This is a genomic window from Stenotrophomonas sp. Marseille-Q5258, from assembly GCF_946900935.1.
GTDB classification, from domain to species: Bacteria; Pseudomonadota; Gammaproteobacteria; order Xanthomonadales; family Xanthomonadaceae; genus Stenotrophomonas; species Stenotrophomonas nematodicola.
Map to the genome: position 1 here is coordinate 69,025 of NZ_CAMPPN010000011.1, position 22,478 is coordinate 91,502.

Annotated in this window: 20 protein-coding genes; 9 read left to right on the forward strand and 11 right to left on the reverse strand. The window is 66.1% G+C overall.

All coding sequences use genetic code 11. The annotated features are described in order from the left end of the window. Positions 1 to 26 precede the first annotated feature (26 nt). The 5 genes from OC534_RS09005 to prmB all read right to left on the reverse strand — a co-directional run bounded on the left by OC534_RS09005 (position 27) and on the right by prmB (position 4,770). The gene (locus OC534_RS09005; RefSeq protein ID WP_017354297.1) at positions 27 to 1,052 is read right to left on the reverse strand and encodes an aspartate-semialdehyde dehydrogenase; all 1,026 of its coding nucleotides are present in this window, start codon (positions 1,050 to 1,052) and stop codon (positions 27 to 29) included. Positions 1,053 to 1,200: 148 nt separating this feature from the next. After that, a complete protein-coding gene (locus OC534_RS09010; RefSeq protein ID WP_262071683.1) occupies positions 1,201 to 2,256 on the reverse strand; it encodes a D-glycerate dehydrogenase in 1,056 nt (351 codons plus the stop codon). Then, on the reverse strand, positions 2,249 to 3,352 hold the full coding sequence (gene aroC / locus OC534_RS09015) for a chorismate synthase (protein ID WP_262071684.1): 1,104 nt from the start codon (positions 3,350 to 3,352) through the stop codon (positions 2,249 to 2,251). The genes OC534_RS09010 and aroC overlap by 8 nt, the downstream gene beginning before the upstream one ends. Further along, on the reverse strand, positions 3,342 to 3,854 hold the full coding sequence (locus tag OC534_RS09020; RefSeq protein WP_153165189.1) for a hypothetical protein: 513 nt from the start codon (positions 3,852 to 3,854) through the stop codon (positions 3,342 to 3,344). Before OC534_RS09020 ends, aroC begins: the two co-directional genes overlap by 11 nt. Beyond that, on the reverse strand, positions 3,844 to 4,770 hold the full coding sequence (gene prmB, locus OC534_RS09025; protein WP_017354301.1) for a 50S ribosomal protein L3 N(5)-glutamine methyltransferase: 927 nt from the start codon (positions 4,768 to 4,770) through the stop codon (positions 3,844 to 3,846). Before prmB ends, OC534_RS09020 begins: the two co-directional genes overlap by 11 nt. A 225-nt stretch (positions 4,771 to 4,995) precedes the next feature. Here prmB and OC534_RS09030 point away from each other — a divergent pair, with 225 nt between their 5' ends. Both OC534_RS09030 and asd read left to right on the forward strand, forming a co-directional pair. Beyond that, entirely contained in the window at positions 4,996 to 5,646 is a 651-nt protein-coding gene (locus OC534_RS09030; protein ID WP_136003208.1) for an SCO family protein, read from the forward strand. Next, positions 5,643 to 6,485 (forward strand): archaetidylserine decarboxylase, encoded by an 843-nt coding sequence (gene asd, locus OC534_RS09035; RefSeq protein ID WP_017354303.1) that lies wholly within the window; start codon positions 5,643 to 5,645, stop codon positions 6,483 to 6,485. The genes OC534_RS09030 and asd overlap by 4 nt, the downstream gene beginning before the upstream one ends. Positions 6,486 to 6,549: 64 nt before the next feature. On the opposite strand, the gene OC534_RS09040 is transcribed toward asd, so the two are convergent. Further along, positions 6,550 to 6,891, reverse strand: a complete 342-nt coding sequence (locus OC534_RS09040) for a ribonuclease E inhibitor RraB (RefSeq protein ID WP_017354304.1) — start codon at positions 6,889 to 6,891, stop codon at positions 6,550 to 6,552. A gap of 65 nt (positions 6,892 to 6,956) precedes the next feature. Further along, on the reverse strand, positions 6,957 to 8,567 hold the full coding sequence (locus tag OC534_RS09045) for a transglycosylase SLT domain-containing protein (RefSeq protein ID WP_153165191.1): 1,611 nt from the start codon (positions 8,565 to 8,567) through the stop codon (positions 6,957 to 6,959). A 65-nt stretch (positions 8,568 to 8,632) separates the two neighbouring features. Between OC534_RS09045 and OC534_RS09050 the strand changes: the two genes are divergently transcribed. Both OC534_RS09050 and greB read left to right on the forward strand, forming a co-directional pair. Further along, positions 8,633 to 10,195, forward strand: coding sequence for a DUF853 domain-containing protein (locus OC534_RS09050; RefSeq protein WP_262071702.1), 1,563 nt, complete (start codon positions 8,633 to 8,635; stop codon positions 10,193 to 10,195). Positions 10,196 to 10,226: 31 nt separating this feature from the next. Beyond that, positions 10,227 to 10,742, forward strand: coding sequence for a transcription elongation factor GreB (greB, locus tag OC534_RS09055; protein ID WP_017354307.1), 516 nt, complete (start codon positions 10,227 to 10,229; stop codon positions 10,740 to 10,742). Here greB and OC534_RS09060 read toward each other — a convergent pair. Both OC534_RS09060 and rimO read right to left on the reverse strand, forming a co-directional pair. Further along, complete coding sequence (locus OC534_RS09060) at positions 10,642 to 11,571, reverse strand: DUF3025 domain-containing protein (RefSeq protein ID WP_017354308.1); 930 nt, start codon at positions 11,569 to 11,571, stop codon at positions 10,642 to 10,644. The two genes, greB and OC534_RS09060, sit on opposite strands and share 101 nt — an antisense overlap. Then, on the reverse strand, positions 11,568 to 12,935 hold the full coding sequence (gene rimO, locus OC534_RS09065; protein ID WP_153165193.1) for a 30S ribosomal protein S12 methylthiotransferase RimO: 1,368 nt from the start codon (positions 12,933 to 12,935) through the stop codon (positions 11,568 to 11,570). Before rimO ends, OC534_RS09060 begins: the two co-directional genes overlap by 4 nt. Before the next feature lie 188 nt (positions 12,936 to 13,123). Between rimO and OC534_RS09070 the strand changes: the two genes are divergently transcribed. The 3 genes from OC534_RS09070 to OC534_RS09080 are packed head-to-tail and all read left to right on the forward strand — an operon-like array spanning position 13,124 to position 14,396. Continuing rightward, positions 13,124 to 13,795, forward strand: a complete 672-nt coding sequence (locus OC534_RS09070; protein ID WP_017354310.1) for a dienelactone hydrolase family protein — start codon at positions 13,124 to 13,126, stop codon at positions 13,793 to 13,795. Further along, on the forward strand, positions 13,792 to 14,214 hold the full coding sequence (locus OC534_RS09075) for an HIT family protein (RefSeq protein ID WP_017354311.1): 423 nt from the start codon (positions 13,792 to 13,794) through the stop codon (positions 14,212 to 14,214). Before OC534_RS09070 ends, OC534_RS09075 begins: the two co-directional genes overlap by 4 nt. A 14-nt stretch (positions 14,215 to 14,228) precedes the next feature. After that, positions 14,229 to 14,396, forward strand: a complete 168-nt coding sequence (locus tag OC534_RS09080) for a DUF5668 domain-containing protein (RefSeq protein ID WP_017354312.1) — start codon at positions 14,229 to 14,231, stop codon at positions 14,394 to 14,396. A gap of 80 nt (positions 14,397 to 14,476) precedes the next feature. Here the strand turns inward: OC534_RS09080 and dcd are convergent, their stop codons facing one another. Together dcd and apbC are read right to left on the reverse strand one after the other, a co-directional pair. Beyond that, positions 14,477 to 15,049: a dCTP deaminase gene (gene dcd / locus OC534_RS09085; RefSeq protein WP_017354313.1), complete on the reverse strand. Its 573-nt coding sequence runs from the start codon at positions 15,047 to 15,049 to the stop codon at positions 14,477 to 14,479. 69 nt (positions 15,050 to 15,118) lie between these two features. Then, a complete protein-coding gene (gene apbC, locus OC534_RS09090; protein ID WP_017354314.1) occupies positions 15,119 to 15,976 on the reverse strand; it encodes an iron-sulfur cluster carrier protein ApbC in 858 nt (285 codons plus the stop codon). A 204-nt stretch (positions 15,977 to 16,180) separates the two neighbouring features. Between apbC and OC534_RS09095 the strand changes: the two genes are divergently transcribed. Further along, a complete protein-coding gene (locus OC534_RS09095) occupies positions 16,181 to 18,985 on the forward strand; it encodes a TonB-dependent receptor (RefSeq protein WP_017354315.1) in 2,805 nt (934 codons plus the stop codon). 331 nt (positions 18,986 to 19,316) lie between these two features. Next, positions 19,317 to 22,133, forward strand: a complete 2,817-nt coding sequence (locus tag OC534_RS09100) for a TonB-dependent receptor (protein ID WP_026070475.1) — start codon at positions 19,317 to 19,319, stop codon at positions 22,131 to 22,133. Positions 22,134 to 22,478 lie beyond the last annotated feature (345 nt).

Consider the following 22,478-nt stretch of genomic DNA (forward strand, 5'->3'; position numbering starts at 1 on the left):
TCCCCATGCCGCCGCCGCCCACCCGCTCAACCTTCGGCGGCAACCAGCTCGGCCAGCTGCACGGCGTTGAGGGCAGCACCCTTGCGGATGTTGTCCGACACGATCCACAGGTTGAGTCCGCGCGGATGCGACAGATCCTCGCGGATGCGGCCGACATACACCGCATCGTTGCCCGACGCATGCGTGACCGGCGTCGGATAGCCGCCGGCTTCATGCCGGTCGACCACTTCCACGCCCGGCGAACGCGACAGCAGTTCACGCGCGGCGTCGGGGGTGACCTTGTCACGGGTTTCGATGGTGACCGCTTCGGAGTGGCCGTAGAACACCGGCACACGCACGGCGGTGGGGTTCACCAGGATGCTGTCATCGCCGAGGATCTTGCGGGTCTCCCACACCAGCTTCATTTCTTCCTTGGTGAAGCCGTTGTCCTGGAAGTCGTCGATGTGCGGGATCAGGTTGAAGGCGATCTGCACCGGGAAGCGCTGCGGGTCGATCTCCTGGAAGCTGAGCAGCTGGCCGGTCTGCTTGCCAAGTTCCTCCAACGCCGAACGCCCGCCGCCGGACACCGACTGGTAGGTGGCCACGTTGATGCGCTGGATGCCGTACTGGCGATGCAGCGGAGCCAGCGCCACCAGCATCTGCATGGTCGAGCAGTTCGGATTGGCGATGATGCCGCGGGGACGGTTCTTCAATGCCTCCGGGTTCACTTCGGACACCACCAGCGGCACGTCGTCGTCGTAGCGGAAGGCCGAGGAGTTGTCGATCACCACCGCGCCGGCCGCGGCGAACCTGGGACCGAACTCCTTGGAGACGCTGCCACCGGCCGAGAACAGCGCGATATCCACGCCGGTCGGATCGAAATCGGACAGGTCCTGGACCTTGATCTTCTCGCCCTTGTACTCGATCTCGCCGCCGGCCGAGCGCGAGGACGCGAGCAGGCTCAGGGTGGCGATCGGGAAATCACGCTCGGCCAGGATGGCCAGCATGGTTTCGCCGACAGCACCGGTGGCACCGACGACGGCGACGTGGAAACGACGATCAGGGTTGTTCATGGGGAACCTCGTGTGATGGGGTGCCGACCCAGGGCCGGCACTGTCGTGTCTGTTTGAAGGGCGTACCGGCCGACGGTCGGTACCTGCCCGCTGTGCAGGGAACGCGGAGTGGGTTCGGGGAACCTCGCGTGATGGACGCGGCGGTTCCCTATCGTTTTGCGTCGTCGGTTTTCTTGGCGCCCACGAAAGCCGCGCCGGCACGGGCAGCGTGCACGGCGTCGGCGTTGATCGCGCTTGGCGGACGCCCGGCATGGGGTCCCTTGTCCAGCGCGGCCGTCAGGTTGTCCACGGCCAGCTGCACCATCGCCCGGCGCGTGGCCTGGCTGGCGCTGCCGATGTGCGGGGTAAGCACCACGTTGCGCAGGGCCAGCAGTTCCGGACGGACCGTGGGCTCGCCGTCGAACACGTCCAGCCCGGCGGCCGCCAGGCGGCCATTGGCCAGCGCATCGGCCAGTGCCAGCTCGTCAACGATGCCGCCACGCGCGATGTTGACCAAGGTGGCGCCCGGCTTCATCTTCGCCAGGGCGGCCGCATCGATGATGTGATGCGAGGCGGCGCTGTACGGCAATACCAGTACCAGGTGGTCGGCCTGTGCCAGCAGCGTGTCCAGGTCGACGTACGTCGCGCCGACCTCGGCCTCGGTGGCCTCCGGCAGGCGTGACCGGTTGTGGTACAGCACACGCATGCCAAAGCCCAGGGCGCCGCGGCGGGCGATGCCCTGGCCGATGCGGCCCATGCCGAGGATGCCCAGCGTGCTGCCGTGAATGTCCGCGCCGAGCATGGTCCGGAACGACCACTGCCCCCACTGGCCCTCACGCAGCCAGCGCTCGGACTCGGTGATGCGGCGGGCGGCGGCCATCAACAGTGCGAAACCGAGATCGGCGGTGGTCTCGGTCAGCACGTCCGGGGTGTTGCTGGCCAGGATGCCGGCGGCGCTGAGCGCGTCGACATCCAGGTTGTTGTAACCCACCCCGACATTGGCGATCGCACGCAACCGCGGGGCGTTGGCGATCTCGGCCGCGCCGATGCGTTCGTTGAGGGTGATCAGCGCGCCGTCGGCACCTGCCAGCCGCGCGGCCAGCTGCGATGGCGTGTGGCGGGTGACCTCGGCGGTCATGTCCAGGTCGAAGTACTGCCCGAGCCGTTCGACGACATCGTCGAACAGCGGCTGGCTGACCCAGACCCTCGGACGCGGATCAGCCATCGATGCTGCCCGGAATGCGCGGCGCGACCTCGCCCACGTCGCCGCACTGGGCCCGATGACGCAGGGCCTGGTCCATCAGCACCAGCGCCATCATCGCCTCGGCGATCGGGGTGGCGCGGATGCCCACGCAGGGATCGTGACGGCCGGTGGTGATCACCTCCACGGCCGCGCCGCTGGCGTCCACCGTGGCACCGGGCAGGCGCAGGCTGGAGGTCGGCTTGAGCACGATCGAGGCGGTGACCTGCTGGCCGGTGGAGATGCCGCCGAGGATGCCCCCGGCATGGTTGCTGGCGAAGCCGTCGGGGGTGATCAGGTCGCGGTGCCCGGTGCCCTTCTGGGCTGCGCTGGCGAAACCGTCGCCGATCTCCACGCCCTTGACCGCGTTGATGCTCATCAGCGCAGCGGCCAGTTCGCCGTCGAGCTTGCCGTAGATCGGTTCGCCCCAACCCGGCGGCACGCCATCGGCGACGACGTTGACGCGCGCGCCGACCGAATCGCCGGACTTGCGCAGGGCATCCATGTAGCTTTCCAGTGCGGGCACCTGCCCGGCCACCGGCCAGAAGAACGGGTTGTCTTCCACGGCCGACCAGTCGAAGCCGGTCGGCGTGATCTCGCCCAGCTGCGACAGGTAACCGCGTACGCGCACGCCATAGCGCTGCAGCAGCCATTTCTTGGCGATCACGCCGGCGGCCACGCGCATGGTGGTTTCGCGTGCGGACGAGCGACCGCCGCCGCGCGGGTCGCGGATGCCGTACTTCTGCCAGTAGCTGTAGTCGGCGTGGCCAGGACGGAACTGCTGGCCGATGTTGCTGTAGTCCTTGCTGCGCTGGTCGGTGTTGCGGATCAGCAGCGCGATCGGGGTACCGGTGGTACGCCCTTCGTAGACGCCGGACAGGATTTCCACGGCGTCTTCTTCGCGACGCGCGGAGGTATGCCGGCTCTTGCCGGTGGCACGGCGCTGCAGATCGTGGACGAATTCCGCAGCGTCGATCTCCAGGCCCGGCGGGCAGCCGTCGATCACGCAGCCGATCGCCGGACCGTGCGATTCGCCGAACGTGGTGACCGAGAGCAGCTTGCCGAAGGTATTACTGGACATGGGATACCGCATGACGGGGGAAGGCGGCGCGCAGAACGCGCGGCAGGTGGCGCACGGCGACGATGGCCGGCAGCAGGGTGAAGCTGAGGATGAACACCGGGCGGCCCCAGCCATCGCGCCAGCCGTCCGGGCTGCTGCCGATGCTGGCAATCACGGTGGCCACGGCGACCGCCAGGCCGATCACCAGCGCGACCGTCAGCGCCCGCGACAGCAGCGGGCGCCGTTGCAGCAGCGTTGCATCGACAATCGCGCAGCAGATCACGGCGGCGCCGCCAAGCAGGGCCGAGACGCCGTAGACCAGGCCCTTGAGGTGGTACCAGAGCTGTTCGCCGGGTGCGGCGGCATAACGGCAGTGCATCGTGTCGCCGCTGAAACAGGCGACGCCGCTCTGCAGGGACATCATCACGATGATCAGCGCGAACGGCAGCAGCAGCGCCAACGGCATCAGCAGGGCCAGATCGGCCCAGCGGATGCGCGCGGCGACGGCCGGCCTATCGGGCATTGGCCAGCTCGGTGATGCGGGTGCTGTGGGCGATGAGCTCGCGGCACTCGACGGCGAAGATGCCCATCTGGCCGACCTTGAACTCGATCCAGTTGAAAACCACCTCGGGCAGCAGCTTGGTCAGGTGGCGCTCGGATTCGCCCACCTCGCAGATCAGCAGGCCGTCTTCGCTGAGGTGCAGCGGCGCATCGCGGAGGATCTTCAGCACCAGGTCCAGGCCGTCGTCGCCGGCACGCAGGCCCATCTCCGGCTCGTGGGAGTACTCCGGCGGCAGGGCATCGGTCTCGTCGTTGGTGACGTACGGGGGGTTGGTGACGATCAGGTCGTAGTGACGGCCGGTGAGGCCGTTGAACAGGTCGGACTTGATCAGGGTGACGTTGTGGGCGTCGAGGCGTTCCTTGTTCTCGGCGGCCAGGGCCAGGGCATCATCGCTGAGGTCCACGCCATCCACCTCCCAATGCGGGTAGTAGTGGCCCATCGCGATGGCGATGCAGCCCGAGCCGGTGCACAGGTCCAGCGCGCGGTGCACGTCACGGCCGGCCAGCCAGGGCTCGAAACCGGTTTCGATCAGTTCGGCGATCGGCGAGCGCGGCACCAGAGCGCGCGGGTCGCTCTTGAAGCTCAGGCCGGCGAACCAGGTCTCCCCGGTGAGGTAGGAGGCGGGCAGGCGCTCGGTGATGCGGCGCTCGAACAGGGCCAGCACCTCGGCCTTCTCCGGCGTGGTCACGCGGGCGGCACCATAGGCCGGGCCGAGGTCATGCGGGAGATGGAGCGTATGCAGGACGAGCTGGGTCGCTTCGTCCAGGGCATTGTCGTAGCTGTGCCCGAAGGTCAGCCCGGCGGCGTTGAAACGGCTGGTGCCGTAGCGGATCAGATCGATGATCGTGTGGAGTTCGGCGGCCGTTTCGGCAGTCATGGCGGGGCAACAGACAAAGTGGCCCCTGATTATAGGCGACCCCATGCCGGGCAGCATCCGTTGCAGAAGAAACGGGTGGTGGGGACCCACGCTCTCCCCCTTCCCCCTTGCACCTGCCCTTCATTGCGCGCCAGTCCACCGCCGAGGGAACCCGTCCCGCCCAAAACAACCACCCAGGCCGCCGCCGCCCCTATCATGGTGGCCCCTTCCGGGAACGGGCCTTACATGTTCAATCGCAACGTCGGCATCATCCTGCTCATCGCACTGGCCGCCGGGCTCGGCCTGGTCGTGGCCCAGAAGGTGTTCGCGCCCACGCCGGCCGGCGACCGGCCGGCCACCACGTCGATCACCTTCTATCCGCAGCCGCGGGCCCTGCCCGACTTCAACCTGGGCCAGTCCGACGGCACGCGCCTGATCCCGGGCGAGCTGAAGGGGCATTGGACCCTGGTATTCCTGGGCTTCACCTTCTGCCCCGATGTCTGCCCGACCACCCTGGGCGACCTGGCGCAGGCCCAGAAGCAGTGGGAAGCGCTGCCGGAGACGCTGCGTCCGCGGCTGGTGTTCATCTCCGTCGACCCCGAGCGCGATACGCCGGCCCGCCTGGGCGAGTACGTACATGCGTTCCACAAGGACACCCTGGCCGCTACCGCCGACGTGCCGTCGCTGGAGCGGTTCGCCACCTCCCTGGGCTTCGTGTTCCAGAAGGTGCCCGGCAAGCACTTCGATGAGAACCCCGAGGATTACACCGTCGAACACTCGGCCAGCCTGGCCGTACTGGACCCGCAGGGCCGCCTGGCCGGCCTGATCCGCCCTCCCTTCAATGCGCCGGCCATCGCGCGCGACCTGCAATTGCTGACCGAGAAATCCGCCCCATGAGTCTGATGACCACGCTGAGCTACGCCCTGCCCCATCGTCTGCTGTCCTCGATGGCGCGGCGCCTGGCGTATTCCAGCAATCCGCGCATCTCGCGCTGGCTGATCGATACGGTCACCGCCAGGTTCGGCGTGAACCTGGCCGAAGCCGCCAATCCGGACCCGCGCAGCTACGCCACGTTCAACCAGTTCTTCACCCGCGCCCTGAAGCCCGGTGCACGCGTGGCCGATCCCGATCCGCGCACGCTGGTGATGCCGGCCGATGGCCGGATCAGCCAGCTCGGCGCGATCGAGGACGGGCGGATCTTCCAGGCCAAGGGCCAGTCGTTCACGGCCGCCGAACTGCTGGGCGACGCCGCCGATGCCGAGGTCTTCCGCCACGGCCTGTACGCCACCGTGTACCTCTCGCCGAAGGACTACCATCGCGTGCACATGCCGTGGACCGGCACCCTGCGCGAGACGGTGCACGTGCCCGGCCGGCTGTTCAGCGTCGGGCCGGCAGCGGTCAACACGGTGCCGGGGCTGTTCGCCCGCAACGAACGGCTGGTCTGCCATTTCGATACCGACTTCGGGCCGATGGTGTCGGTGATGGTCGGTGCGCTGCTGGTATCGGGCGTGGAAACGGTGTGGGGCGGCGAAGAGATCCCGCGCTATGGCGACACGATCACGCGCAAGGATTACCGCGGCAAGGGCATTACCCTGGCACGGTTCGCGGAGATGGCGCGTTTCAACTACGGCTCCACGGTGATCGTGCTGCTGCCACCAGGCGTGGCCGATTTCGCGCCGCACCTGGACGCCGAGCACGCCGTGCAGCTGGGCCAGGCGCTGGCGACGTTGCGCTGACCCCAACGCAGAACGCCCCGCTCCCGCGGGGCGTTTGCGATGGCGCGCAGCGCCCGACGGGCGGTCAGATCTCGACCGGTCCGACGTCCATGCCGTCGTAGTCTTCCACGCCGTTCTGCTCGGCCAGGGTCTGCAGCTCGTGGTTGCGGGCATCCAGCGAGGCCTCGGTGTGCACCTCGGCGCGCTCCACGTGCAGCACGTGGTACGGCGCCTCGCCCTCCTCCAGCTCCGGCTCGAAGATCTCCACCAGGCTGTAGCCCATCGCGACCAGCTTCTCGGCCAGGCCATTGAGCGGTTCCGGGGTGGTGTTGACGAAGAAGTACCCCCACAGCATCGGGCCGTTGAGGTCCCAGTCTGTGTTTTCGCGGATGTTGGCGAACATCTCGTTGATTGCGGTGATATCCATCCTGCTTCCTTTGTCTGTGTACATGGGGGCCGTGGCGCGTTGCCACGGCCGATGATGGATGTCGGTTACCTGTCGCAGCCCTGCAGCTTGAGCGTCTGGCCGGGGCGCAGCGCGTAGCCCGGCGCCTTGAGACCATTGGCCCGCGCCAGCGCCGGCAGGTCGCACTGGTACCTGGCGGCGATCCCGCCCAGGGTATCGCCCTTGGCCACCTTGTGGCTGCGCACCGGCTTGGCTTTCGGCTTGGCCGACGCACGCGGCACGGCCACCGGAGCGGTCGGCGTGACCGCCGGAGCGCTGTCCCGTGCTTCGGCGATCGGCACCACGCTGCCCACGGCCACATTGCCGGTGTAGGTGGCGGCCGACGGGCGCACGATGGCGGCGTTGAGGTCGGCGGTGATCAGCGTACGCGCCAGGTCCGCGCGCGGGCCGCTGACGCAGTAGCGGTTGTAAAGCCCGGCGATGCGCGTGGTGGCGTTGATCGTGGTGCCCGCCGGAATCCAGCCGTCCGCTTCGTAACGCGGGTTGAGATTGCGCAGCACGCGCATGTAACCGTCACGCGTGCCGGCGCTGCCCAGGCAGATGGTCAGTTCGTAGATGGTGGTCGACTTGGCCAGGCGCAGAGTGGCCGGCTGCGCGCTGATTTTGGGGAACTCCACACCGTACTGCTGCGGGTGCAGGTAGATCCAGGCCGCCGCAATCACCATCGGCACGTAGTCTTTGGTCTCGCCGGGGAACTGGTTGTAGACGCTGTCGGTCCAGAAGCCCTGGCCCGCGCTCTGGCGATACACCCGCGCCGCACGGCCTTCGCCGCCGTTGTAGGCGGCCAGCGACAGTTCGATGTTCTTGTTGAGCTCGCGCATGCGCTCGTTCATGTACGAGGCACTGGCCTCGGCCGCGCTGCGTGCATCGAAGCGGGTGTCAAAGCCGGTGCCGTCCGGGCCGAGCCCGAAACGGCGGCCGGTGGCCGGCATGAACTGCATCAGACCGGCCGCACCGGCGCGTGAGGAGGCGTGCACGCGGCCATTGGATTCCTTGGCCATGATGCCGAACAGCAGCGCCTCGGGCAGGCCACGCTTCTCCCACTCCGGCCACATCACCGCACGCAGGTTCTGGTAGTTCTCATAGCTGGTGAGCAGCGCCGGACGCATATCGGTGAGCCAGCGGCGGATGCCCGCCTGCACGGCCGGGTTGTACTCGACCATGCTGTCGAAGGCGTGGCGCTTGTCGTTCAGCAGCGCGGCCGCGCGCGCCGCTTCGGGCACATCGGCCGCCAGCGGCCCGACGTGGTCCGGATCGGCCTCGAGCAGGACGCCATCGGCAACCACGGCATCGGCGTCTTCGCCCTGGCCATCGGCGGTGTTCTTGAGCAGGCGCTTGTAGGTGGTCAGCAGATTGCTGACCTGGCAGCCCTTCTGGGCCACACAGGCGCTGATTACATCCTCCATGTCCTCCAGCGCCGCATCGGCCTCGTTGCGGCCCTTGGGGTCGGCGTTGGCCACCAGCACCAGCGCGTCGCCGTAGCGCTTCTCCGCCGCTGTCATGCGCTGCTCCAGCGCTTCGATCTTCACCCGGTCGCGGGCCGAGACCCGCTGGGCATGTGCCTCCGGCACCAAGGACACCATCGCAGCGAGCGCCAACAAAGGCCAAGCGCGGACAAGCAAGACAGGAACGGGCATTTTTGGCACTGTGTGCGAGAGATGGGGCAGAGTAGCCGCGGCCATCGCATCGGGGCAACCCGCTCATCGCCGCGCCTGCCGCCACTGTCTGCAATCCCGCGCATTCACACAACGAGTTGACCATGAACCCGATTCTGCTCGGCAAAGGCATCACCGACGACATTCCGGTCACCCTGCTGCCGCGACTCGGCAACCGCCACGGACTCGTGGCCGGCGCCACCGGCACCGGCAAGACCGTGACCCTGATGACCCTGGCCGAAGGCTTTTCGCGGCTGGGGGTGCCGGTGTTCCTGGCCGATGTGAAGGGCGACGTATCCGGCCTCGCCGTCGGCGGCGCGGGCGGCGATGCGCTGCTGCAGCGTGCCCACGACATCGGCGTGGCCGACTACGCCCCGGCTGCCAGCCCGGCGATTTTCTGGGATCTGTACGGCAAGCTCGGTCACCCGGTGCGCACCACCGTGAGCGAGATGGGCCCGACCCTGCTGGCGCGGATACTGGAACTCAACGACACACAGGCCGGCGTGCTGGACATCGTGTTCAAGCTGGCCGACGACCGTGGTCTGCTGCTGCTCGACCTGGACGACCTGCGCGCCCTGCTCGGCCTGGTCGCCGAGGAGCGCAAGGACATTTCCACTGACTATGGCCTGGTCAGTGCGCAGACCGTGGCCGCCATCCAGCGCTCACTGCTGCGCCTGTCGCAGGACGGTGGCGAAGCGTTCTTCGGCGAACCGGCGCTGGAGCTGGCCGACCTGATGCGGGTCAATCACGACGGCCGCGGCGTGATCGGCATCCTCGCCGCCGACCAGCTGGTGCTCAAGCCGCGGCTGTATTCGACGTTCCTGCTGTGGCTGCTGTCGGAGCTGTTCGAAACGCTGCCGGAGGTGGGTGATCTGGACAAGCCCAAGCTGGTCTTCATCTTTGACGAGGCGCACCTGCTGTTCGACGACGCGCCGCCGGCGCTGGTGCAGCGGATCGAGCAGGTAGTGCGGCTGATCCGCTCCAAGGGCGTGGGCGTGTACTTCTGTTCGCAGTTCCCCGACGACGTCCCGGCCAACATCCTCGGGCAGCTCGGCAACCGCGTGCAGCATGCGCTGCGTGCCTTCACCCCGCGCGACCAGAAGGCGGTGAAGGTGGCAGCCGAGACCTTCGTCCCCAATCCCAAGCTCGATGTCGCCGCCACGCTGGCCAGACTCGGCACCGGCGAGGCGCTGGTCTCCACGTTGCAGGACAAGGGCATCCCCTCGCCCGTGCAGCAGACCCTGATCGCGCCGCCACGCTGCCGCATGGGCACCATCACCGAGACCGAACGCGCCCAGGTACGCGCCGGCAGCCCGGTGGGCAGCCGCTACGACACCGCCATCAACCGCGAGTCGGCCGCCGAACTGCTGGCCCAGCGCGCGCAGAAGGCGGTGCAGCAGGCCGATGCCCCCAAAGCCCGCACGCGCGAGCAGGACGACGCCCAGGCCGGCGGCTTCGGCCAGTCGATCAAGGATGCGATCTTCGGCACCAAGCGCCGCCAGGGCATGATCGAAACGATGGCCAAGCAGACAACGCGCACCGTCGGCACCAGGCTCGGCAACCAGATCGTGCGCGGCATCCTCGGCGGCATCTTCGGCGGCAAGCGTTGAACCGCGTCACCTCACCACGAAAGAAGACCTGATGTCGCGTTGGCGTCCCCCTGCGGAAAAGAGTACGGCCCTGATCACCGCGCAGGGCCACCAGCGGCTGAAGGCCGAGTTGGACGATCTGTGGCGGGTGCGCCGGCCGGAGGTGGTCAAGGCGCTGGCGGCCGCTGCGGCCGAAGGCGACCGTTCGGAGAACGCCGAGTACACCTACCGCAAGAAGCAGCTGGGCGAGATCGACCGCCGCGTGCGCTACCTGACCAAGCGGCTCGAGTCGCTGCGGGTGGTTGATACCGTTCCGAGCGATCCGCAGGCGGTGTTCTTTGGCGCGTGGGTGGACCTGGAGAATGTGGACAGCGGCGATGTCAGCCGCTATCGCATCGTGGGACCGGACGAGACCGATGCGGGTGCAGGCTGGATCAGCATCGATTCGCCGCTGGCGCGTGCGCTGCTCAGGAAGCGCGTGGACGACGAGTTCGAGGTGGAGCTGCCGAGCGGCCGGACCGGATTTGCGGTTCTGGCGGTGGCGTATGGAGCGCACGGGGTGGAGTAGTCCGCCCGTTGATCGGCGGGTACGTCCTGCCCTCGCGCCGTGGCCTGAAGTAGTCGACCTGGCGGTAGAACGCCGCATCCTGCAGCCCATGCCAACCCGGGATGCCCATCAGCGGCAGCGGTCGCAGGTCCAGCGGGTCGCACAGCCGTTCGCCGTGCATGATGGCCTGCGCCACCTGCGCCACCGCCTGCGCATCGTCTTCGGCTTCTGTCAGCAGGCATTTGCCCACCAGCCGCCGCCCGGGCAGCAATGCCTGCTCCATGAGGGCATGGCCGAACACTGCGGCCACGGCAATATCACCGTTGCGCCATGCGTCGGCACCTTGCACGAACAGCGCATCCCAGTCATGCCGGTCCCACGCGCCTGCCAGTGCCGCATCGCGCACCCGGACGACGACACCGGTCTCATCGAACTGGGTCAGCGCGGCCTGTGCGCGCGTCCGCCCTCCCGGCGCATCGCGATGGAGGTCACGGCATTGGCGCGCGTTGAGCGCGTGCTTGATCTGCGGATAGCGCGCCCAGACCAGCGCATTGAACAGGTCATGCCAGTTGCACGGACGAGTCGCGATACGGCCTTGCGCAATGCGCTGCTCGTAATGCAGTCCATCGGCGAGCAAGGCGTCATCCTGCTCGACCAGTTGCCTGCCCGGCAGCGCCAGGCGGACGTCCAGGGCATCGATGGCCGGCCAGTCACCGGCCACCATCAGATCTTCGTAGGCCGCGTATGCCGTAAACAGGGGGTGACCGAAGCACGCCCGGTCCACCTGTGCACGCGCCGGCGCAAGGAAACGCCGGCGGCCAACCGCCTCGCGGGCGGCCGCGTCGGTCACAGCACCTTGATGTCGAGCCGCGTCTTGGCCGCGTCTTCGTCGATCAGCGCATCGCCGTACAGGTCGTGCTCGTCGCTTTCGGTGATTTCCACGTCCACGAACTGGCCCACGCGCAGACGCGCCTCGTCGGCATTCTGGATGTGCACCAGACCATCGATTTCCGGTGCATCGGCCTTCGAGCGCGCCACGGCGATGCCGTCCTCGATCACATCCACCAGGCACTGCTGCACAGTGCCGATCCTGGCCTCCAGGCGCGCCGCGGAAATCTCGGCCTGGCGGGCCATGAAGCGGGCCAGGCGCTCCTGCTTCACTTCCTCGGGCACCGGGTCGGGCAGAGTGTTGGCGGTGGCACCCGTAACCGGCGAGTACGCGAAGGCGCCCACGCGATCCAGCTGCGCTTCGTCAAGGAACGACAACAGGTCCTCGAACTCGGCCTCGGTCTCGCCGGGGAAGCCGACGATGAAGGTCGAGCGCACGGTGATGTCCGGGCACAGCTGGCGCCAGCGCTGCACGCGCTCGAGGGTCTTGTCGACCGCGCCGGGGCGCTTCATCAGCTTGAGGATGCGCGGGCTGGCATGCTGGAACGGGATGTCCAGGTACGGCAGGATCCGGTTCTCGGCCATCAACGGCACGATCTCGTCCACGTGCGGGTACGGGTACACGTAGTGCATGCGGGTCCAGGCGTCCAGTTCGGACAGGCCTTCGCACAGGGCTTTCAGACGGGTCTGGTAAGCCTTGTCGCGCCACATGCGCTCGGCGTACTTCACGTCCACGCCGTAGGCCGAGGTGTCCTGGGACACCACCAGCAGTTCCTTGACGCCGCCGCGCACCAGCCGCTCGGCTTCGCGCAGCACCTCGTCGACCGGGCGCGAGACCAGCTTGCCGCGCATCGAGGGAATGATGCAGAAGCTGCACGTGTGGTTGCAGCCCTCGGAAATCTTCAGGTACGCGTAGTGGCGCGGGGTCAGCTTGATGCCGTAGTCGGGCACCAGGTCCACGAACGGGTCGTGCCTGGGCGGCAGCGCGGCGTGCACCGCCTCCATCACGCTCGTGTAGTCCTGCGGGCCGGACACCGCCAGCACGTTCGGGTAGGCCTCCCGGATCTGCTCGGGGCGCTTGCCCAGGCAGCCGGTGACGATCACCTTGCCGTTGGCGTTCATCGCCTCGCCGATCGCATCCAGCGATTCGGTCACCGCCGAATCAATGAAGCCGCAGGTGTTGACCACCACCACATCGGCCGAGTCGTAGGACGGCACAATGTCGTAGCCCTCGGACCGCAGCTGGGTGAGGATGCGCTCGGAATCGACCAGGGCCTTCGGGCAGCCAAGGCTGACGAAGCCGACTTTGGGGTTCAGCTGGGACATGGATCAGGACTCTGGGGGCCTGGGTCGGAATGACCTGGGGCCGGAAACGGCGGCAAGTATACCGGCGTTGCACGCCCAGCCCTGAACCGGATCGCGGGCGAAGCCGCCAGACCCGGCATGACCGGCGACACCGCGCTAACCGGTGCGGGGCCGATAATGACGCACTTCAGCAACGGGAGTCTCGCATCATGGGTGAGTGGGTCACGCTCGATACGCATCACGGCCCGGTCCGCGCCTGGCAGGCCGAACCGGACGGCAAGCCCCGTGGCGGGCTGGTGGTCATCCAGGAGATCTTCGGTGCCAACGCGCACATCCGCGAAGTGGCCGAAGGCTTCGCCGCCAAAGGCTATGCGGTGCTGGCACCGTCCTTCTTCGACCTGGTCGACGGCCCGGCCGCCGATCCCGACACCCTGCCCTACGACCCGGATGGCGTGAAACGGGGGCTGGAGCGGGTCACCGCCCTGGGGGTGGAGAAGGCCCTGGAAGTCGTCCGCGCCGCCGCCTCGCGGCTGGCCCCGGCCGGCAGGGTCGGTACCGTGGGTTACTGCTGGGGCGGCAGCATCGCGCTGCTGGCCGCGCTGCGCCTGGGCCTGCCGTCGGTCAGCTACTACGGCGCACGCAACGTGCAGTTCCTCGACGAAACGGCCAAGGCACCGGTGATGTTCCACTTCGGTGCCCAGGACAGGAGCATCCCGCCGGAGGCGATCAAGGCCCACCGCGAGAAGCTGCCGCAGATGGCCACCTTCGTCTACCCGGCCGACCACGCCTTCAACCGCAATGTCGGACATGCGTATGATCCAGACAGCGCCGCACTGGCGCTGGAACGCACCCTGGACTTCTTTGCGGAGCATCTTGGATGAGCGAGTTCGAACTGGATTCACGCCTGGCCACCGATAGCGTACTGGTAGCAGAAGGGCCGTTGTCGCAAGTGCGGCTGATGAACGACGAGCGGTACCCGTGGTTGATCCTGGTGCCGCGCCTGGCCGGCATCACCGAATGGATCGAGCTGGACGGCGAGCAGCAGGACAAGCTGCGCACCGAGTTGAACCGGGCCTGCAAGGCCCTCAAAGGCACCGACGGCGTGGAGAAGATCAACATCGGCGCGCTGGGCAATATCGTCCGCCAGCTGCATTTCCACGTCATCGGCCGCCACGTCGGCGATCCGGCGTGGCCCGGGCCCGTCTGGGGCCACGGCCAGGCCCACCGTCACGATCCGGACGTGCTTGCCGAGCGTGTCGCGTACTGGAAGGAACGGCTAGGATATCCGGCCCACTCCTGACGGACCCTGCCCTGATGCGTTCGAACCTGATTGCCGCCATCGTCCTGATCCTGGTGGGCCTGTTCCTGCTGGCCAGCAACCTGGGTTGGACCAACATGAACATGGGCCGCCTGATCCTCACCTGGTGGCCGGTGATCCTGGTGGCGGTGGGCATCGGGCTGCTGTTCGGCCGCGGCAAGTAATGCGGCGGCGATGAACGGAAAAAGCGCGGGTTGCTCCGCGCTTTTTTCGTTTACGGGGGGGTAGAGAGCCGACCTGCCGCTCAGGTGCGCGGCAGGGTCACGCCGGTCTGGCCCTGGTACTTGCCGCCGCGATCCTTGTAGGAGGTCTCGCAGATATCGTCCCTGTCGGCCTGGAAGAACAGCATCTGCGCCACGCCTTCGTTGGCATAGATGCGCGCCGGCAGCGGCGTGGTGTTGCTGAATTCAAGGGTGACATGGCCTTCCCACTCCGGCTCCAGCGGGGTCACATTGACGATGATCCCGCAGCGCGCGTAGGTGCTCTTGCCCAGGCACACCACCAGCGTGTCGCGCGGAATGCGGAAGTACTCCACGGTGCGGGCCAGCGCGAAGCTGTTCGGCGGAATGATGCACTCGTCGCCGACGATGTCCACGAAGCTGCCCGGATCGAAGTGCTTCGGGTCGACAATGGTGGAATTGATGTTGGTGAACACCTTGAACTCGCGCGAGCAGCGCACGTCGTAACCGTAGCTGGAGGTGCCGTAGCTGACGATGCGCTCGCCATTGGCCTGCTTGACCTGGCCGGATTCGAACGGCTCGATCATGCCGTGCTGTTCGGCCATCTGGCGGATCCAGCGGTCACTCTTGATGCTCATGTAGGGGTCCTGAAGGGCAAGGGGCAGGTCGGGGCCGGGCACGATTCTAGCAGCCGGCCCCGGCGCCGGTCAGAGCAGCGAGGACAGGATCGGAATGCTGGCCCGCGGGCGCTTGCCCATCTCTTCCACCAGCCGTTCGGCCGCCCGCAGATAGGCCTGCGCGGCCGGCGAGTCCGGTGCGGCGGCGACGATCGGGGTGCCCGCGTCGCCCTGCTCCCGGATGCCGATGTCCAGCGGCAGCGAGCCGAGCAGCGGCACGCCGTACTGCGCAGCCATGCGCTCGCCACCGCCCTGGCCGAACAGGTGCTCGACGTGGCCGCAGTTGCTGCAGGTGTGCACGGCCATGTTCTCGACCAGGCCCAGCACCGGCACCTCGACCTTCTCGAACATCTTCAGCGCCTTCTTCGCATCCAGCGTGGCGATATCCTGCGGCGTGGTGACGATCACCGCACCGGCCAGCGGAATCTTCTGGGTCAGCGTCAGCTGGATGTCGCCGGTGCCCGGCGGCAGGTCGATCAGCAGGTAGTCCAGGTCGTCCCACAGCGTGTCGTTGAAGAACTGCGTCATCGCCGACGTCGCCATCGGACCGCGCCAGATCATCGGCGTCTCGTCCTCGATCAGGTAGCCGATGGACATCGTCTCCACGCCGAACGCGCGCAGCGGTTCGATCGACTTGTTGTCCGGGCTCTCCGGGCGCCCGCTCAGGCCGAGCATCATCGGCACGCTGGGGCCGTAGATATCAGCGTCCAGAAGGCCGACGCGCGCGCCCAGACGGGCCAGTGCGACCGCCAGGTTGACGGCCGTGGTGGACTTGCCGACACCGCCCTTGCCCGAGCCAACGGCGATCACGTTGCGGATGCGCGGATGCGGCGTCAGCCCCTTCTGCACCTGGCTGGCATGGGGACGACGAGACTGGCTGGCACTCACTGCGGGCACTCCGGAAACGCTTCAGGGGAACCCAACACTATACAACCTTGACGGTGCCTGACTAAGAATCGCGATTGCTACGAATCCATGCAATTTTCGTTAAGTTCATGTTACGGTCGATTGGCACCACGTTGAGCGTTTTCTGCGCGTTTTCGGGAGGGAATCATTGACGTCGTGCATTCGTATCTGCTCTATGGACTATCAATGAATTACCCACGCAATACTGCTCGTCGCAACACCCTCGCTGCTGCACTGTTCTCTGCCCTGATCGCCACCGCGGCCGCACCGGCCCTGGCACAGGACCAGGCCACGACGCTGGACAAAGTCACCGTCACCGGCTCGCTGATCCCGCAGACCGATATCGAAACCCAGACCCCGGTGATGTCCATCACCGCGCAGGACATCCAGACCCGCGGCTTCACCAGCGTGGCCGAAGTGCTGCAGCAGTCCTCGCTGACCACCGGCGGCCTGCAGGGCGGCCAGACCTCCGCCTCGTTCACCCAGGGCGCCGAAGCGGCTGGCATGTTCGGCCTGAACCCGGGTTACACCAAGTACCTGATCAACGGTCGTCCGATGATGTCGTACCCGGCGCTGTACAACGGCGGCGATACGTTCAACAACATCAGCGGCATTCCGATCGACATCGTCGAGCGCATCGAAATCCTGCCGGGCGGCCAGTCCTCCCTGTACGGCTCGGACGCAATCGCCGGCGTGGTCAACATCATCCTCAAGGAACGCATGGAAGGTGGCACGCTCACCGTCCGTGGCGGCACCTACAGCGAAGGCGGCGGCAACAACCTGCGCGTCAGCGCGGCCCACGGCTTCAGCGCCTTCGATGACCGCTTCAACGCACTGGTCAACGTGCAGATCGAGTCGAGCAACCCGATCTGGGGCTACCAGCGCGACCTGACCAGGACCACCAATGCCAACGGCTACACCGCACAGGTGCCGGGCAACGACTTCGCGGTCATCGACGCCGACACCAACCGCCTGTACATGATGGATCCGACCAACTGCGCCAGCGTCGCCGGCCAGTTCGGTGGCACCACCGTGATGGGTTCGCGCGCCTCGGGCCTGTCCTGCGGCTCGGTGTACGGCGCCGGCTACAAGACCGTGAAGAACGGCAAGGACAGCGGCCAGTTCTATTCGGCAATGACCTTCGACGTCAACGACGACCTGCAGTTGTTCGCCGACGTGCTGTACAGCAAGGAAAAGACCGAATACACCTCCGGCTCGAACTACCTGTGGTGGGGCACCAAGAGCACGATGGGCGGTTTCTACGACCAGTCCTCGGGCAAGGTGGTCAACCTGCAGCGCGCCTTCGCGCCGGAAGACATCGGCGGCCAGGGCTACAAGGACGTGCTCAACAGCGATGAGAGCCGCTCCTACCAGGTGACTCTGGGTGCCAAGGGTGTCTTCGGCGACTGGGACTACAGCGCCAGCTTCACCCGCGGTGAGTACAAGCTCACCGAGAACAAGTTCATGCGCTGGAAGGACCCGATCAACAACTACTTCGCCGAGCACGTGCTGGGTCCGGTACTGGGCACCACCGCCGACGGCTGGGACATCTACAACCCGAACTGGGGCGCGTTCTACTCGGCGATCTCGCCGGAAGATTTCGCCAGCTTCACCGGCTACGCGCACAACCGCAGCCGCACCTGGCAGAACCTGGCCCGCGCGCAGGTCACCAACGGTTCGCTGTTCTCGCTGCCGGGCGGTGACGCCGGCTTCGCGGTCGTCGTCGAAGGCGGCAGCGAAGGCTGGGACTACTCCCCGGACCAGCGCCTGCTGGACGGCCAGGCATGGGGCTCGTCGGCCGTGGCCGGCAACGGCCACCGCAGCAACTACGCGGTGACCTCCGAGCTGCGCATGCCGCTGCTGGAATCGCTGACGGTGACCGCCTCGGGTCGCTATGACGCGTTCAAGATCGCCGACAACACCGTCGACAAGGCCACCTACAGCCTGGGTCTGGAATACCGTCCGCTTGAAAGCCTGCTGTTCCGCGGCAAGTACGGCACCGCCTTCCGCGCGCCGACCCTGTCCGATGCCTTCCAGGGCACCAGCGGCTACTACGCCAACAACTCGACCGACTACTACCGTTGCGGCCAGCTGGGCTACACCCCGGGCAACACCGCCGACTGCCGTTACGACAACAGCGTCTCGGTGTACTCCGAGCGCGCCGGCAACCCGGACCTGGAGCCGATCACCGCCGACGTGTGGAACGCCGGCCTGGTGTGGGCGCCGATGCCGACCCTGTCGATCTCCGCCGACTACTACAACTGGAAGATCGAGAACGAAGTCGACACGGCCAGCACCGACCAGCTGCTGCTGGCCGAGTACTACTGCCGCAACAGCCTGCCCAACGCCGCCTCGGCCAGCTGCCAGAACGTGGCCGACTGGGTCGTGCGCGACGCCGCCGGCAACCTGAGCAGCCTGTACACGCCGAAGATGAACGTCGCGCGCCAGAACCTGCAGGCCGTGACCGTTGGCTTCAAGTACCTGCAGGACATCGGCCGCTTCGGCGCGCTGCAGTTCTCGGGCAACTACACCAACATGCTCAAGCGTGAAGTGCAGTCCGAGCCGGGTGAAGATTTCCAGGATCTGCTGGGCAATCCGATCGCGATGTGGAACTACGACAACTACGCCAAGGTGCGCAGCGATGCCGCCGTGGCCTGGTCGATCGGCAAGTTCACCACCACCGCCTACGCCAACTATGTCGGCAAGACGCCGAACTACCTGGCCGGTCTGAACGGTTACGACTACACCCACCCCGCGTCGGGCAAGTCGGCAGGCAAGTGGGGCTCGTACACCACCTACAACCTGAGTGTGAACTACCGCGCGCAGGACGATCTGACCCTGTCGGTGATGGTCAACAACGTGTTCAACAAGATGCCGGAAGGCCAGGTGTACAGCTACCCGGGTACCTCCGGCACGCCGTACAACAACGCCTTCTACAGCATCTACGGCCGCGCCGTGTACGCGCAGATGAAGTACGACTTCGGCAAGTAATCGCCGCGTCAACCCCGCTTCAGGGCCCCGCTTCGGCGGGGCTTTTTTTTGCGGTGTGAAACTCGATCTGACGATCAATCTCAATTGTTAATACTGCGTGTAAATTCACTTGCCACTCATGATGGTGCAGATCGCATTTTTTATGGAATTCGCAACCACTTGTTTTTACCCGCTTTTTTACCTGCCTCGCACATTCACTCGCGCCGATTAATTGACAACCCTGCGGCATCCACGTTAAGCCTGCGTTACTTTCCCTGACAGCCGTCCGTACAACCGAGTGTCATCCCCACGGAAGGGAAAGCTTCGACTTCACCACAACACGGGTATCCACATGTCCTGCCAAGGTTTGAAGATTTCGCGTCACCCGCTCACCGCCGCCGTTCTCTCCGGCCTGCTGTTTGTCAGCGCCAGCGCCCTCGCGCAGGACAACGAGCCTGCGACCAACCTGGATCGCGTCACCGTCACCGGTTCGCTCATTCCGCAGACCCAGATCGAAACGCACACCCCGGTGCTGACCGTCACCGCCGAAGACATCCAGACCCGTGGCTTCACCAGCGTGGCCGAAGTGCTGCAGCAGTCCTCGCTGACCACCGGCGGCCTGCAGGGCGGGCAGACCGCCGCCTCGTTCACCCAGGGCGCCGAGGCGTCGGGCATGTTCGGCCTGGATCCGGGCTACACCAAGTACCTGATCAACGGCCGCCCGATGCTGCAGTATCCGGCGCTGTACAACGGCAGCGACGCCTTCAACAACCTCAGCGGCATCCCGATCGACATCGTCGAGCGCATTGAAATCCTGCCGGGCGGCCAGTCCTCGCTGTACGGTTCGGACGCGATCGCCGGCGTGGTCAACATCATCCTCAAGGAGCGCATGGACGGCGGCGTGCTCAACGTCCGTGGCGGCGCCTACTCCGAGGGCGGCGGCAGCAACTTCCGCTTCAGCGCGGCCAAGGGCTTCAACAGCGCCGATGACCGCTTCAACGCACTGGTCAACGTGCAGTACGAAAAGAGCAGCCCGATCTGGGGCTACCAGCGCGATCTGACCCGCACCAACAATGCACACGGTTACAGCCCGCAGGTGCCGTCCAATGACTTCCTGGTGTACCTGCCTGCCGACCGCAACCGGTTCGTGATGATGGACCCGACCCGCTGCGCGAGCGTTGCCGGGCAGTTCGGCGGCACCACCGTACTGGGCACCCGTGCCTCCGGCGAGTCCTGCGGCTCGGCCTATGGCGCCGGCTACCGCACGCTGAAGAACGACAAGGAAAGCAGCCAGTTCTACAGCTCGATGACGTTCGATGTGAACGACAACTTCGAGCTGTTCGCCGATGCGCTGTACAGCCTGGAAGAGGTCAAGTACACCGCCGGTTCGGGCTACACCTTCTGGGGCAGCGACCTGAGCTTCGGTGCCTTCTACGACCAGGGCACCGATCAGTACATGAACCTGCAGCGCGCGTTCGCGCCGGAGGACATCGGGCCCAACGGTTACAAGGACATCCTCAACACCGACCGCAACAAGGCCTACCAGTTCACGTTGGGCGGCCGCGGCACGTTCGGCAACTGGGACTACAGCGCCAGCTTCAGCCGTGGCGAGTACAAGCTGACCGAACGTGGCTTCGTGCGCTGGGCCGATGCGATCGACAGCTACTTCGAGGACCGCGTGCTGGGCCCGGTGCTGGGCACCACCGATGACGGCTACAACATCTACAACCCGAACTGGACCGCGTTCTACTCCACGCTGCCGGCCGGCGACTTCCAGAGCTTCACCGGCTTTACCACCAGTGAAAGCCGCACCTGGCAGAACCTGGGGCGCTTCCAGATCACCAACGGTTCGCTGTTCACCCTTCCCGGCGGCGATGCCGGTTTCGCCGTGGTGGCCGAAGCGGGCAGCGAAGGCTGGGACTACACCCCCGACGCGCGCCTGATGGATGGCACGGTGTGGGGCACCACCTCGGTGGCCGGTGCCGGCCATCGCAGCAACTACGCGCTGACCACCGAACTGCGTCTGCCGCTGCTGGAATCGCTGACCGTGACCGGCTCGGGGCGCTATGACGCGTTCAAGATCGCCGACAACACCGTCGACAAGGCCACCTACAGCATCGGCGTGGAGTACCGCCCGATCGAGAGCCTGCTGTTCCGCGGCAAGTACGGCACCGCCTTCCGCGCGCCGACCCTGCCCGATGCCTTCCAGGGTGAGAGCGGCTTCTACGCCAACGGTGCGGTGGACTACTACCGCTGCGGCCAGCTCGGCTATGACCCGGCCGATACCGTCGGCTGCCCCTACGCGCAGGAATCGGTGTTCGGCACCCAGGCCGGCAATCCTGACCTGGAACCGATCACCGCCGATGTCTGGAACGCAGGCATCGTATGGGCGCCGATGAGCAACCTGTCGCTGTCGGTGGACTACTACAACTGGAAGATCGAGAACGAGGTGGACAACCTCAGCTCGGACCAGCTGCTGCGCGCGGAGTATTACTGCCGCAACAACCTGGACAACGCCACGTCGGCCACCTGCGACAACGTCGCCGATTGGATCACCCGCGATGCGGCGGGCAACCTGGAGCAGATCTTCACCCCGAAGCTCAACGTGGCCCGCCAGAACCTGCAGGCGGTCACCGCCAGCTTCAAGTATGTGCAGGACATCGGCCGCTTCGGCTCCCTGCAGTTCACCAGCAACTACACCAATATCCTGAAGCGTGAACTGCAGCCGCAGCCGGGCGACAACTACCTGGACCTGCTGCGTGACCCCTACGCGATGTGGTACTACGACGCGTACGCCAAGGTGCGCACCGACGGCTCGGTCGGCTGGGCCAAGGACAAGTGGACGACCACGATGTACTTCAACTACATCGGCAAGACGGCCAACTACATGTCCTATCTGGGCGAGAGCTTCGACTACGTCCATTCGTCCGGCTACAAGGCCGGCAAGTGGGGCTCCTACACCACCTACAACCTGAGCGTGAACTACCGGGCACTGGACAACCTGACCCTGTCGGTGATGGTCAACAACGTCTTCAACAAGATGCCCGACGGCCAGGCCCACAGCTACGCGGGCAACATCGCTTCGCCGTACAACACCTACATGTACAACCCGTATGGCCGGGCCATCTACGTGCAGGCCAAGTATGACTTCGGCGTGAGCAGCAACTGACCCGGACCCGACCGGCCACGCTGCCGTGTCGCTCCAGGCCCCCGTCTTCGGACGGGGGCCTTTTTTTGTGTCGGACTGTGTCGGCGAACCGCCCGATTGCGCAAAACGACACGAAGTCACCTATTCATAGTTCACTCATAAAGACAGGATGAGCAAACTGTAATGACAACCAAGCGATTGTATTTATTGCACTTTTCTTAAAACGAGGGGCTTGATTCGTTCATTCGCGTGATGGTCATGTACATTTCTTGTTAATTGCATGTTAGGTTCGAATGACGCTAGGACGGCGACTGAACCTACACAAAACGGCCACCACGGAATGAGGCCGTCTCACTTCACCAGGGG

Bases quoted from the DNA above. Each gene is read 5' to 3' on its own strand.
- OC534_RS09005 (WP_017354297.1), bottom strand. From the start codon at position 1,052: ATGAACAACCCTGATCGTCGTTTCCACGTCGCCGTCGTCGGTGCCACC.
- OC534_RS09010 (WP_262071683.1), bottom strand. From the start codon at position 2,256: ATGGCTGATCCGCGTCCGAGGGTCTGGGTCAGCCAGCCGCTGTTCGAC.
- aroC (WP_262071684.1), bottom strand. From the start codon at position 3,352: ATGTCCAGTAATACCTTCGGCAAGCTGCTCTCGGTCACCACGTTCGGC.
- OC534_RS09020 (WP_153165189.1), bottom strand. From the start codon at position 3,854: ATGCCCGATAGGCCGGCCGTCGCCGCGCGCATCCGCTGGGCCGATCTG.
- prmB (WP_017354301.1), bottom strand. From the start codon at position 4,770: ATGACTGCCGAAACGGCCGCCGAACTCCACACGATCATCGATCTGATC.
- OC534_RS09030 (WP_136003208.1), top strand. From the start codon at position 4,996: ATGTTCAATCGCAACGTCGGCATCATCCTGCTCATCGCACTGGCCGCC.
- asd (WP_017354303.1), top strand. From the start codon at position 5,643: ATGAGTCTGATGACCACGCTGAGCTACGCCCTGCCCCATCGTCTGCTG.
- OC534_RS09040 (WP_017354304.1), bottom strand. From the start codon at position 6,891: ATGGATATCACCGCAATCAACGAGATGTTCGCCAACATCCGCGAAAAC.
- OC534_RS09045 (WP_153165191.1), bottom strand. From the start codon at position 8,567: ATGCCCGTTCCTGTCTTGCTTGTCCGCGCTTGGCCTTTGTTGGCGCTC.
- greB (WP_017354307.1), top strand. From the start codon at position 10,227: ATGTCGCGTTGGCGTCCCCCTGCGGAAAAGAGTACGGCCCTGATCACC.
- rimO (WP_153165193.1), bottom strand. From the start codon at position 12,935: ATGTCCCAGCTGAACCCCAAAGTCGGCTTCGTCAGCCTTGGCTGCCCG.
- OC534_RS09070 (WP_017354310.1), top strand. From the start codon at position 13,124: ATGGGTGAGTGGGTCACGCTCGATACGCATCACGGCCCGGTCCGCGCC.
- OC534_RS09075 (WP_017354311.1), top strand. From the start codon at position 13,792: ATGAGCGAGTTCGAACTGGATTCACGCCTGGCCACCGATAGCGTACTG.
- OC534_RS09080 (WP_017354312.1), top strand. From the start codon at position 14,229: ATGCGTTCGAACCTGATTGCCGCCATCGTCCTGATCCTGGTGGGCCTG.
- dcd (WP_017354313.1), bottom strand. From the start codon at position 15,049: ATGAGCATCAAGAGTGACCGCTGGATCCGCCAGATGGCCGAACAGCAC.
- OC534_RS09095 (WP_017354315.1), top strand. From the start codon at position 16,181: ATGAATTACCCACGCAATACTGCTCGTCGCAACACCCTCGCTGCTGCA.
- OC534_RS09100 (WP_026070475.1), top strand. From the start codon at position 19,317: ATGTCCTGCCAAGGTTTGAAGATTTCGCGTCACCCGCTCACCGCCGCC.